The organism is Dactylosporangium sp. NPDC005555 (genome assembly GCF_040605635.1).
In the GTDB taxonomy this organism is placed as follows: Bacteria; Actinomycetota; Actinomycetes; order Mycobacteriales; family Micromonosporaceae; genus Dactylosporangium.
The window spans coordinates 26,270-37,934 of sequence record NZ_JBEXDG010000082.1 but is presented as its reverse complement, the minus strand read 5'-3'; the positions used below and the strand labels follow the sequence as shown (position 1 = coordinate 37,934).

Annotated in this window: 14 protein-coding genes and 1 pseudogene; 4 read left to right on the top strand and 11 right to left on the bottom strand. The window is 72.0% G+C overall.

Annotation, left to right across the window (positions count from 1 at the left end):
• Together ABZS58_RS46685 and ABZS58_RS46680 are read left to right on the top strand one after the other, a co-directional pair.
• Nucleotides 1-210 (top strand): annotated as a pseudogene (locus ABZS58_RS46685) (IS110 family transposase); the annotation flags it as partial.
• 98 nt (nt 211-308) lie between these two features.
• Complete coding sequence (locus tag ABZS58_RS46680; protein ID WP_354790826.1) at nt 309-1,106, top strand: hypothetical protein; 798 nt, start codon at nt 309-311, stop codon at nt 1,104-1,106.
• 191 nt (nt 1,107-1,297) lie between these two features.
• Here the strand turns inward: ABZS58_RS46680 and ABZS58_RS46675 are convergent, their stop codons facing one another.
• The 4 genes from ABZS58_RS46675 to ABZS58_RS46660 form a co-directional block, all read right to left on the bottom strand.
• Nucleotides 1,298-2,095, bottom strand: a complete 798-nt coding sequence (locus ABZS58_RS46675) for a polysaccharide deacetylase family protein (protein WP_354790824.1) — start codon at nt 2,093-2,095, stop codon at nt 1,298-1,300.
• A 206-nt stretch (nt 2,096-2,301) separates the two neighbouring features.
• Nucleotides 2,302-2,643 carry a hypothetical protein gene (locus ABZS58_RS46670; protein ID WP_354790823.1) on the bottom strand — a complete coding sequence of 114 codons (342 nt, stop codon included), beginning with the start codon at nt 2,641-2,643 and terminating at the stop codon, nt 2,302-2,304.
• A 332-nt stretch (nt 2,644-2,975) separates the two neighbouring features.
• Entirely contained in the window at nt 2,976-3,140 is a 165-nt protein-coding gene (locus tag ABZS58_RS46665; RefSeq protein ID WP_354790822.1) for a hypothetical protein, read from the bottom strand.
• 58 nt (nt 3,141-3,198) lie between these two features.
• Entirely contained in the window at nt 3,199-3,489 is a 291-nt protein-coding gene (locus tag ABZS58_RS46660; protein ID WP_354790821.1) for a hypothetical protein, read from the bottom strand.
• A gap of 122 nt (nt 3,490-3,611) precedes the next feature.
• On the opposite strand from ABZS58_RS46660, the gene ABZS58_RS46655 reads away from it, so the two are divergent.
• Nucleotides 3,612-3,818, top strand: a complete 207-nt coding sequence (locus tag ABZS58_RS46655) for a hypothetical protein (protein ID WP_354790819.1) — start codon at nt 3,612-3,614, stop codon at nt 3,816-3,818.
• Between the two features lie 112 nt (nt 3,819-3,930).
• On the opposite strand, the gene ABZS58_RS46650 is transcribed toward ABZS58_RS46655, so the two are convergent.
• From ABZS58_RS46650 to ABZS58_RS46630, 5 genes are all read right to left on the bottom strand, one after another.
• Entirely contained in the window at nt 3,931-4,479 is a 549-nt protein-coding gene (locus ABZS58_RS46650; RefSeq protein ID WP_354790817.1) for an NAD(P)-binding domain-containing protein, read from the bottom strand.
• A 159-nt stretch (nt 4,480-4,638) separates the two neighbouring features.
• Nucleotides 4,639-5,589, bottom strand: coding sequence for a type I pantothenate kinase (gene coaA, locus ABZS58_RS46645; protein ID WP_354790816.1), 951 nt, complete (start codon nt 5,587-5,589; stop codon nt 4,639-4,641).
• Nucleotides 5,590-5,654: 65 nt separating this feature from the next.
• The gene (locus ABZS58_RS46640; protein ID WP_354790814.1) at nt 5,655-5,837 is read right to left on the bottom strand and encodes a hypothetical protein; all 183 of its coding nucleotides are present in this window, start codon (nt 5,835-5,837) and stop codon (nt 5,655-5,657) included.
• Nucleotides 5,838-6,211: 374 nt separating this feature from the next.
• On the bottom strand, nt 6,212-6,679 hold the full coding sequence (locus ABZS58_RS46635; protein ID WP_354790812.1) for a hypothetical protein: 468 nt from the start codon (nt 6,677-6,679) through the stop codon (nt 6,212-6,214).
• A 193-nt stretch (nt 6,680-6,872) separates the two neighbouring features.
• A complete protein-coding gene (locus tag ABZS58_RS46630) occupies nt 6,873-7,703 on the bottom strand; it encodes an alpha/beta fold hydrolase (protein ID WP_354790810.1) in 831 nt (276 codons plus the stop codon).
• Between the two features lie 57 nt (nt 7,704-7,760).
• Here ABZS58_RS46630 and ABZS58_RS46625 point away from each other — a divergent pair, with 57 nt between their 5' ends.
• A complete protein-coding gene (locus tag ABZS58_RS46625; protein WP_354790808.1) occupies nt 7,761-10,778 on the top strand; it encodes a BTAD domain-containing putative transcriptional regulator in 3,018 nt (1,005 codons plus the stop codon).
• Here ABZS58_RS46625 and ABZS58_RS46620 read toward each other — a convergent pair.
• Nucleotides 10,754-11,308, bottom strand: coding sequence for a dihydrofolate reductase family protein (locus tag ABZS58_RS46620; protein WP_354790807.1), 555 nt, complete (start codon nt 11,306-11,308; stop codon nt 10,754-10,756). The genes ABZS58_RS46625 and ABZS58_RS46620 overlap by 25 nt on opposite strands.
• 144 nt (nt 11,309-11,452) lie before the next feature.
• On the bottom strand, nt 11,453-11,653 hold the full coding sequence (locus ABZS58_RS46615; RefSeq protein ID WP_354790806.1) for a hypothetical protein: 201 nt from the start codon (nt 11,651-11,653) through the stop codon (nt 11,453-11,455).
• Nucleotides 11,654-11,665 lie beyond the last annotated feature (12 nt).

The window sequence follows — 11,665 nt, the reverse complement described above, 5'->3', positions numbered from 1 at the left end:
GGCGACCGCCGCGCCAACGCCGCCCTCTACCGCATCGCCCTCACCAGAACCCGCACCGACCAACGCACCCGCGACTACCTCGACCGACGCACCGCACAAGGACACACCCGCCGCGAAATCATCCGCTGCATCAAGCGCTACATCGCCCGCGAGATCTACCACCTGATCCGACAGCTCAACACTTCCGATCAGGCCCCACGAACCGCTTGACAAACATAGGGGCATCGGCGCCCCGAGCTGTGACCGTAGTACGCCCCGGCAAGGCTGCCGTACCCTGACCGGCGACTACCATCCAGGGGAGCATCATTTTGCGCGCATTGCACCGTATCGCGGTTCCGTTCGTCGCTGCGGCGACCTTGCTGGCCGGCTGCGGCGAGTCTTCTCCGTCGTCCAACGCGGGCGGGACACCGGCGACCACGGGCGCAGCGGCGCCCGCCGCGTCGGCCTCGGCCAAGCCGGCGGCCGGGTCCGCCGAGTTCGAGGCGGCGATCGCCGACCTCGCCACCAAGCCGTACGCGTTCCTGACCAAGGCCAAGAGCGGCCCGCAGGTCAAAGGGTCGGTCGACCCTACGGCCGGCAACATCGCCCAGGTCGCCGACATTCCGGCCGCCAAGCTCAAGGTCAGCGTCACGGTCGTCGGCAAGGACTACTACGCCAAGCTCGACGGCGTCCAGATCCCGGGCGCGGCGAACAAGTGGATTCATTTCGAACCGGGGAAGCTGCAGTCGCTCAACAAGCTGCTCATCAACACTGCGCAGGACCCGACCGGCCTGACGCTCATCGCGAAGGCCATCGTCACCGCCAAGAAGGACGGCACGAAGATCACCGGCACGTTCGACGCGACAAAGGTCGGCGACGGCGTCGGTGGCATCGGCGCCGACTCGGTCGCCGCGCTCGCCGACAAGGCCAAAGCGATTCCATTCACCGCCACCCTCGACGCCCAGGGCAAGCTCACCGCGCTGTCGTTCGCGGTGCCGGAGCACGGTGAAGAAAAGGCCGACACCATGACGACGACCTACTCGGCCGTCGGCACCGCCGTGAAAATCGCCAAGCCGACCCCGGTCGTCGAGGCCAACGAGCAGATCTACGCCGGACTCAACGGCTGACATGCCGAGGCCATGGTGGCCGCCGAATCGTGATACGCGGCGGCCACCATCGTCGTCCACTGACACATAGCGCTCCGCGAGCCTGGTCACCGTCGCACCCCAGGGCGACACCCGTGCCCGCCCGTCGCACCGCTGACGGGCCGGGTGCAGCCCGGCCGCCGTCAGGAACGGCTGAGTTGCCCGGCGGTCTCCTATCGCAAGGTTTGGGCCACGCTGGTCGGCGCCGGGAGGGCGATCAGGGTGAACCGGCCCGCCAGGTCGGGCAGGATCGTTCGCAGCGCGGCGACCGTCTGCGGCCCCGCGCCGTCGTGCAGGAGCACGATCCCGCCGGAACGAGTTTTCGTCAGCACGGTGTTGACGATCGACTGGACCCCCGGGCCGCTCCAGTCCCGCGGGTCGACGGTCCACGAGATCGACGTCATGCCCAGGCCGGCCGCGATGCTCACGATGTCGGGCGACCAGTTGCCGCCGGGGGCGCGGAAGTAGCCGATCACCGCGCCGGGTGCGACCGCCCGGATCGCGTCGATGGTGCGTTGCATGTCGGATCTGATCTGATCGGGCGTACGGGTGCGGAGCATCTCGTCGTGGCTCCACGAGTGGTTGCACAGGGTGTGCCCCTCGGCGACCATCCGCCGGACCATCTCGGCGCGCGCAGCGACCTGCCGGCCGACCATGCAGAAGGTGGCCTTGACGTGGTGCTGGGCCAGCAGGTCCAGCACGGCGGGGGTGTCGTCCCACGGGCCGTCGTCGAAGGTCAGCGCGACCGCGTCCGACCCGGTCTTGCGCATCGTTCCGGCCGGGCCGTCGCCGGTCGCGATGACCGGCGACGACGCGGACGGCGAGGCCATGGGGCTCGGCACGCTCGGTTGGACCGTCGGCTCCTGGTGCTCGGCGACCACCGGTACCGCCGCGGCCGGCGCGGCCGCAGGAGGCGCGGGCGGGCCGCTGTTGCTGCGGCTGCCGCCGAGCGTCAGGGCCAGGATGGTCAACCCGAGTACGGCGATGCGGCGCGACGGCACGGAGGTACTCCAATTCGGTCCGGCCCCGTCAGGGCTCGACGATGCTACGGAACAGACGGATGCCGGAGCTCTTCGGTTGCCGAGGTTCCGATCGGCGCGGCCGGAAACCTCGGCCGTCGTCACGCGCGGCCGAGGCCAGGAGGACCTCGGTGGTGACGCCGGCGCTTCCGCGCCCGCTACGGCGACGCCCGGCCGAGTGGCGCCGCCTGCACGACCCCGGCCCCGGCTGACGGCCGCGAAAGCCCCTGTCCGATGCCCGCGACGAGGGCGATCACGGAGAGGCCGAGCCCGCCTGCGGCGCTGACGATGCCGGCCGCGCGCTCGCGGCGCCGATCGGGCGATGCCAGGACGTGAGCCCGCGCCGCCGCGCCGAAGGCCAGGCCGCCCAGCACGAACCAGGGGCCCCAGAGGCCGAGGTACCAGCGGCTGATGCTCCGCAACGCCGGGTCGATCGCGACCGTGCCCGCCTCGACCAGGATGCCCTGCCCGACGAACAGCATGCCGTGCCAGGTCAGCACGGTGACGGCGCCCCATCCGCAGCAGACCAGCACCGTCCGGTCGAGGTGCCCACGGCAGCGTGGGCCCGGCGCCGATCGCCGCGGCGACGAGCTTCAGCACGACCGTCGCCCAGAGCACGACGCGAAGCCAGATGCCCCGGTCGGCGGCCAGCCGCAGCAGGTCCGGCGAGAGCGTCGTCGACGCCCCGAAGCCATACCCGAGCGCCCATACGAGGCTCGGTACCGCGAACAGCACTCCCCATGCCGCCGTGGCACAGCCGCGGTGGTGAGGGCCACGGCCGGTGTGGTGCGGGAAGACCAATCAAGCCTTCCCGCACCGCTTGACCGGTCGCTCAGTTGCACCAGCTGAACGGGCTGGAGTACCAGGTGTCGACGCCAGCGTGGTCCCGGCCGCTGAAGATCCAGCCCTCGTATTGCACGCACTGGCCGGGAGCCTTGAGCTTCACGTCGGCGTAGTACTCGTAGTTGTCGTCGTCCTCGCGCTTCGCGCCTGACACGCTCTGGATGAACGCGGACGGCCGGCGGGCGATGGCTGCTCGGCGCCGCCGAGGCCGGTCACGCCGCCGCGCAGTGGGTCCTCGGCAAGCAGGCGTACCTCAACGACGACGAGGCCCAGGCGATGCAGTGGCTGCGCCGCGCCGCCGAACAGGACGAGCCGCGCGCGTGTTTCTCCTCGGGGCGCTGCACGAGCAGCGGGAAGAGGATGCCGAGGCCTTCCGCTGGTACGAGCCAGCCGCCGAACAAGGCCACCCCGACGCCGGCTACCGGCTGGCGCGGCTGATCGAACGCGACGGCGACCTGCCCCGCGCCGAGCCGATGTACCTGCGCGCCGGAACGGCCGGTCATGCCGGCGCGCCGCGTACAGCATCGGGGACCTGCAAGGACGACGAGGACTGCACGAGCTCGCGGAGTCCTGGTACCGACGCGCCGCCGAGGCCGGCCACGCCCGGGCCGCACTGCACGTCGGCGTGTACCTGGCCCTGCGGGACACCGACCCGGACGAGGTGAACCGCTGGTTCGCCCTCTGGACGCAGCACGAAGACGGAACCGTGTGGTACTCGGCGCGCACCATCGACCCGGCGCGCATGACCGTCAGCATCCAGTACAGTCGCCGCGAGCCCGGCGGCGACGCCCTGTACAGCGTGACCACCCCGGCAACCGTGCACTACTTCTGAGCGCCGGTGATCCAGCGCCGGCGACGACTACTTACTTCGTCTCCAGGTGGCTGTCCCGGCGGCCGAGGCATGCCCATCCTGTTCGGGATCCGCCACACATGATGCAACCGCATCACAAGGCGTTCAGAAACTCGGCAGCGGTTACGAGCGCGGCGGGAGCGGCCCGTCCGCCGAGGCCGGCGATCAGGGCCTGGGCCGCCGCCCGGGCCGGCGCCCCGTCGACGGTGGTCGCATACGAGACCCCGGGCAGCCGCTCGATCTCCTCGAGCCGTCCCGTGAACGTCATCGCCGGGCAGATCGCCACCGTGTGCGCACCGACCGCTCGTGCGGGCTGCAGAATCGCGGTGCCGTGCACGCCGGACACGTGCGCGACCATCTGGCCGGCCCGCACCGCGCCGGGCACCGTGACCAGCCCACGGATCACCGGACCGAGCGCGTCATCGGTCACCGCGAGCAGCAGCACGTCGGCGCACGCCGCGACCTTCGGCGGGTCGAGCACCGGGACGTCCGGCACGAACTGCTCGGCACGGCGCCGCAACGCCGTGGAGCGGGCCGCCACGGCGACCACGGGCAGACCGGCCCGGGACAGGGCGGCGGCGAGCGTGGCGCCCACCCGGCCGGCGGAGATGATGCCGATCGACCCGGCATCCCACGCGGTCAACCCGACCACCCCGGCCGCGGGACGGCGGAGCACTGCGCCGACGTGGACAGACTGATGGCCTGGACCAATTCCACACCCTCGTATCGGTGGAACGCCGCTGAGAGATCCGTCTATAGGATGTGCACCACAGTCAAGCTCAGCGAACCGTCCCGGCGGCCCTCACACTTTGCGCAGCCGGACCCTGCGCACCAGGTGGTCGGGGCCCTTCTCCAGGATCAGGCGGGCCCGGCCACGCGTCGGCAGGATGTTCTCCACCAGGTTGACGTGGTTCGTCTCGGCCCAGATCCGGGCCGCGGTCGCCGTCGCCTCGTCGGTGGTCAGCCCGGCGTACCGGTGGAAGTAGGAAGCCGGGTCGCGAAATGCCGTGCGACGCAACAGCATGAACCGGTGCAGGTACCACTCCCGGATGTCGCTCTCGTCGGCGTCGACGTAGATCGTGAAATCCAGGTAGTCGGACACCAGGGCCTCGTCGGCGGCCATCCCGGCCACGGACTGCAGGATGTTCAGTCCCTCGACGATCAGGATGGCCGGCTGCGAGAGCACCTGGCTACGGTCCGGGATGGTGTCGTAGACGACGTGCGAGTACGTCGGGGCGTGCAGGTCCGGACGGCCGGACCGGACGGCGGCGAGAAAGCCGATCAACGCCCGCCGGTCGTAGCTCTCCGGAAAACCCTTGCGGTTCATCAGGCCGCGCTCGTTGAGCACCGCGTTGGGGTAGAGGAACCCGTCCGTCGTCACCAGGTCGACGACGGGGCGGTGCGGCAGCTCGGCGAGCAGCGCCTGCAGCACGCGGGCGATCGTCGACTTGCCCACCCCCACGCTGCCGGCAACGCCGATGACGAACGGCACGTCCTCCTTGGCCCGGTTCAAGAACTCGCCGGTGACCTGCGTGACCTGGCGAGCCGCGGCGATATGGAGGCTGAGCAGCCGGCAGAGCGGCAGGTAGATCTCCTCCACCTCGCGCAACGACAGTACGTCGCCCAGGCCCTCCAGGTTCTGCAGGTCGTCCTCACGCAGCTTCATGGGCGTCGCCCCGCGCAGTGCAGCCCACTGCTCGCGGCTGAAGTCGTGATAGAAGAGCGGCTCGCCTGCTCCGGATTGCCTGATCATCATCGGGAGCTTACGAGAAGCCGCCGGTTGCCGGGCCTGCTACGTTACGAACATCTCGCCGCCGGTCAGTGCCGTGCCTGGTACACAAGGTTGCGGAACAGCGGCTGGTAGTACCGAGGACGGCCGAACTGCTGGATCAGCAGCAGACCCACCAGGTCGTCGGCGGGCGAGACGAAGAAGCCGGTCGCGGCCCGGCCGAGCCAGTTGAACTCGCCGGGAGAGCCCAGCGTCGGCGCGCCGTGCGCCAACCGCGCCGCGAACCCGAGCCCGAAGCCGTAGCCCGGGCCTGGAATGTATGCCGCGCAGGCCGGCCAGGTGGTCGCTGGTCATGGTGGCGACGGTGGCCCGGCTGACCACCTGCCGGTCGCCGAGCCGGCCGCCGGCCCGCAGCATCAGCAGGAACCGCGAGTATCTCACCGACCTCGCCGAAGAGCGTCGCCGGCGGCCCACCGGCGACCTGCTCAGCGCGCTCACCGCCGAGCAGGCCGGGGAGCGGCTCACCGAGGACGAGCTGATGACGACCGCGGCGTTCCTCTTCGCGGCGGGCTTCGAGACGACCAGCAACCTTTTCGCGAACGGCCGGGTGGGTGGACTGTCGGCAACCCGCCCACCCGGCGCCGGGTCAGGCGTTGTTCACCACCGTCGTGGTGCTGCCCGAGCCGTTGCTGTCCCAGTAGTAGAACCGGATCCGGCTGCCCGAGACACCTCCCGACCGTACGGTCGAGTTCTCGTAGAAGTCCTTGTTGCAGACGACGGTGCTGTCGGCGTAGTACTCGCCGTAGCAGACGCCCGTGCGGTACGGCACCCAGTTGCCGGCGGCGTCCTTGAGGTCGTTGGTCCAGTAGACGCGTGGAGTTCCGTCGGTCATGTTGCCGGCGTACACGTAGAACCTGTCGCCATAGCGTTCGAAGCAGCCCCACCCGCGGCCCTGGATCGGCCCGACGCTGATGTAGTCAGGGCAGCCGTTGCCGACGATCAGGGTGCCCCAGTTGGGCGGGTCCTGGGTGACGGCGTGGGCGGGTGTCGCCTGGACCGCGACGATGACGAGGGCGGCGAGGACCGCGGCGAACCGGGCCAGTGCTTTTCTCACGAACCTTGTCTCCTTTCGTATGCCGCCGGCATCCGCCGGCGCGCATCCGGAGACCAGGTTGTCGGTCCGCGGTGGAAGGCGTGTGGAAAGTGAGTGGAAGGTGCGATCAGGCGGTCATCTCCGCGAGGAGACGGTTGGGCTCTGTTGCGTTGAGCGTTGGCGTGATCGAGGCAGGTTTGAGCAGTGATGATGGTTACAGGAGATCCGCGCGAGGCGGCAATGCATCGCGTGCTCGGCGGGCGACCCGGCCGCCAGTCCGTACGTCTGCGAGGTCCTCGTCGAGGAACTCCTCAACCAGTGGGACCAGCAGCCCGGCCCGGTGCGGCAGGGAGGCGTGGGTGGTGCCGGGCAGGATCGCGAGGCGGCAGCGCGGCATCGCGCAGACGTCGCCCGGGACACCGCCGCCGAGCAGGCGGAACATCCGCACGGCATGTTCCGGCCGGACGATGTCCGCGTCGCCGACCACGACCAGTGCGGGGACCCGCAGGGCGCGGATCTGCGCCGCCGTCCACCGCGGCGGATGCGCGTCCAGGACCGCCATCTTCGTGACGAGGCGGTCCCAGCCCGCCGGGTCGGGCGCGGTACGCAGGTACTCCTCGTGCAGCTCGGAGCCGTGCAGGTGCTCGGGCCGCAGGTGCGCGGCGCCGTCGAGCAGCCCGGGGTGCAGGCCACTGCGGTCGAAGACCGGCGAGGCGAGCACGAGCCGGCCGGCCCGCGCCGGGTGGTGGGTGCCGATCCGCAGGGCGACCGCGGCGCCTAGGCCCCAGCCCAGAAGGTCCGCTCGCGCAAGGCCGAGACGGTCCAGCAGCTGCACCACCTGCGCCGCGAAGCCGTCGACGGTGTACGGCCCGTCGCAGTCGGGGCTGCGCCCGTGCCCCGGCAGCTCGACGGCGACGACCCGCCGCGTGCGGGCCAGCAACGGCAGCAGCGCGCCGAACGACGTGCGGATGCCCGACAGCGCGGCCGGCACGAGGATCAGCGGCCGTCCCGGGCCGGTGCCGTGCTCCTCGAAATACAGCTCCATACGGCGCAGTGTGCGGGCCTGCGCTTACGGTCGGCTTACCGCCGTAGGATGATCGTCGTGCGTTTCGGGATCCTCGGTCCGCTCGCCGTCACCACCGAGGACGGCGAGCCGGTGGTCGTTCCCGGCGCCAAGGTGCGCATGCTGCTGGCCGATCTGCTGGCGCACCGCAACATGGTGGTCTCCGCCGACCGGCTCATCGAGGACCTGTGGGGCGACGACGCACCGGCGAACCCCGCCGGTGCGCTGCAGGTGCGGGTGTCACAGCTGCGGAAGGCGCTCAACGACGCCGAACCGGGCGCGCGTGACCTGATCGAGTCGCGGCCGCCGGGCTACCGGCTGCGGGCCGACGACGTCGACGCCGACCGGTTCGCCGCGCTTGCCGATGCCGCCGACGTCGACCGGCTCGGCGCGGCGCTCGCGCTGTGGCGCGGCCAGGCGTACGCCGACGTGGCCGATCAGGAGTTCGCGCGCGCCGAGGCGACCCGGCTCACCGAGCAGCGCCTCCTCGTGCACGAGCGGCTCGCCGCGGCGCGGCTGGCCCGCGGCGAGCACGACCTGGTCGCCGCGGAACTGGCCGAGCTCGTCGAGCTCCACCCGCTGCGGGAAGGGCTGCGCGTCCTGCACATGCGCGCCCTGTACGCCGCGGGACGGCAGGCCGACGCCCTCGACAGCTACGCCGGGCTGCGGGAACGGCTCGCCGACGAGCTGGGCCTGGACCCGGGACCGGAACTGGCCGCCCTGTACCGGCAGATCCTCGAGCAGGATCTGGCCCTCCGCGCACCGCCGAGGTCCGCGATCGTCCGCAACAGCCTGCCCGCCCAGCTGGACGAGCTGATCGGCCGGGCCGAGGCCCTCACGGAACTGCGCACCCTGATCCCGGCCGTACGGCTGCTCACCCTGGTCGGGCCCGGCGGGGTGGGCAAGACCCGGCTCGCCGCGGCGGCCGCCGCCGAACAGGTCCACCCGGACGGCGTGCACCTGGTGGAGCTGACGCCGCTGCCGCCGGCGGATCCGCGGGTGGCGGAGCAGGTCCTCGGGGTGCTCGGCCTGCACGAGGCACCGGGCACCACCGGGTCCGCGGCCGACCGGCTGGTGACGGCGCTGCGGCACCGCGAGATGCTGCTGGTGCTGGACAACTGCGAGCACGTGGTCGCGGCGGCCGCCGCGCTGGTCGGGCGGTTGCTGCGCGACGCGCCCGGGGTGCGCGTGCTGGCCACCAGCCGGGAGCCGCTGCTGCTGACCGGTGAACAGGTCTGGGAGGTGGGGCCGCTCGCGCTGCCGGGCGACCTGGCCGACGTCGACGCGGTGCGGCGCTCGGCCGCGGCCCGGCTGTTCTCGGCGCGCGCGGCCGCGCAGCACCGCGGGTTCCGGCTCGACGAGCAGACCGCACCCGTGGTGGCGCAGCTGTGCCGCCGGCTGGACGGCCTGCCCCTGGCCCTGGAACTGGCCGCGGCCCGGGTGCGCGCGCTCGGCGTCCAGGGCGTCGTGGACCGCCTGGACGACCGCTTCGCGCTGCTCACCACCCGGCAGCGGGACGTGCCGGAACGGCAGCGGACCCTCACCGCGGTGATCGCGTGGAGCTGGGACCTGCTGGACCCGCAGGACCGTGCGGTGCTGGCACGGCTGTCGGTCTTCCGCGACGGCTGCACCCCCGAGGCCGCCGAGCAGGTGTGCGACGCCGGCCTGGACGCCCTGGACCGGCTCGTGGAACGCTCGTTGGTGGTGGCCGAGCCGGGGCCACGGTACCGGCTGCTGGAGTCGATCGCGGAGTTCGGCGCCGCGCGGCTCACCGACGCCGCCGCGATCCGCAGCCGGCACGCCGGGTACTTCCGCTCCCTCGCCGAGCACGCCGACCCGCTGTTGCGCGGCCCCGAGCAGCAGCGGTGGCTCGCGGTCCTGGACGCCGAGCGGGCCAACCTGCAGGCCGCGTTCACGCACGGTGGCGGCTTGCGGCTGGCGCTGGCGCTCACCTGGTACTGGGTCCTGCGGGGGCGGCTCAGCGAGGCCCGCGCCGCCCTGGCGCTGACCGGCACGGCCGAGGAGGAGCGCCCCGCCGCGCCCTGGCGGCTCGGGCTGGCGCTGCTGCAGGGCGAGCGGGTACCCGCGGAGGTCCGGGACGTGCTTGCCCTGGATCCGGCCGGACGGTCGGCCTGGTTCGTGGCAGACGCCGTGCTCGACCGGGGTGACCTGGCGCTCGCCGCCGAGCTGCTGCCGGAGCAGTTCGACGACGCGTGGACCGAGGCAGCGGTGCTGGCGTCGCGGGCGATGCTCGCGCACGCCGCCGGTGACCTGTCCGCGCTGGAGGCGGCCGCGACCCGCAGCGACGCGCTGTTCGCCGAGCTCGGCGACCGGTGGGGGCGGCTGCGGGCCAGTGAATGGCTCGGCGGGCTGGCGGAGTTCCGCGGCCAGCACGAACGGGCCGCCGCCCTGCACCGGGAAGGGCTGGGCTGGGCGACCGAGCTCTCGCTGGCGCCGCAGGTCGGCGCGAAACTGTCGTGGCTGGCCTGGCTGGCGGTGCAGCGCCGGGACCACGACACCGCGCGGGAGCTGGCCGAACGGGCCTACCGGCTGGCCGTGGAGCAGGGCGCGCCCACCGCGGTGGTGTTCGCCGAGATGAGCCTCGGCATCGCGGCCCGCCGCTCGGGCCGCCTCGACCAGGCCGTCACCCACCTGACCCGCATCGCCGACCAGGGCCGGGTCGAGCCGAGTCCGCCGCCGTACCTGCCGATGATCCTGGTCGAGCTGGCCTACGCGCGGGAGTTGCAGGGCGACCCAGCGGCCGCCTGGGCACTGCACATGGAGGGGTACGAGAGCGCCATCGGCTTTACCCGCGACGGCATCGGCGCGGTCGAGGGCATGGCCACGATCGCCGAGCCGGCCGTGGCGGCCCGGCTGCTGGGTGCCGCGACCACCGCCCGCGAGCAGAACCTCGCCCCGGCCGCCCCGGCCGAGCAGGACGAGCTCGACCGGGCGGCGCGACGGGCGGTTGCCGCGCTCGGCCAGGAACGCTTCGACGAGCTGGTGGCCGAGGGCGCCAAACTCAGCCTCGCTCAGGCGGTGGCCTTCGGCCGGTAGGTCGCGACGATGACACCGTTGGTGAAGACCCGGGTGTCGATGAGTTCGAACGTGGCCTTGACGTCGCTCAGCACGCTGGAGAAGCCGGCGGCGCCCACGATGACCGGGTGGATCCAGAACTTCACCTCGTCGACCAGGCCGGCCGTGACCAGCTGCGCGGTGACCGCGCCGTAGCCGTACTGCACGATGCTCCCGCCGTCCTGCTCCTTGAGCTTCGCGACCGCCTCGACCAGGTCCCCTTCCAGCACCTCGGTGTTCCTCCAGGAGGGGTCCTTCAGCGTGGTCGACGCCACGTACTTCTTGACGTTGTTGAAGAAGGCGGCGCCGGTGGCGGGATCGCTCTCGTCCATCGCCGGCCACGCCTGCGAGAAGCCGTCGTAGGTGGCGCGGCCCATGAGCAGCGCGTCCGCGCCGTTGGTGAGCTCGGTGGCCACCTCGGCCGCTTCCTCGGCGAAGTAGGGCGACGTCCACATCGGGTTCTCGATGACGCCGTCGAGGGTGAGGTAGGTGGAGTTGATGAGCTTGCGCATCGGAGGCTCTCCCAGGTGGGTCGTGTGATCGCTGCTGACAGGGAACACTCTGCCGAGGGCCGCTTACGATTCGCTTCAGGTCGCCCTTCAGCCGGCGCGACGCACTGGACCCAAGGACTTCCCGGCCTGAGGCGCTGCTGGCGCCTACTCCCCCGCCATGGCGGCGTCGAAGCGATCGGCCAGCTCGAGAAACGCATCCCCCCAGCCGCTGGAGATCGCGACCTCCTGGATCGGACCGGTCGGCGCGAACAGGATGGCCGGCCCCACGGGTGTACCGCCGGCCCGCACCACGGCCACCGCCTCGTCGAGCTCCCCGACGCTTCCATCGATACCGTCCCGGCGCACTCCAGTCGGGAC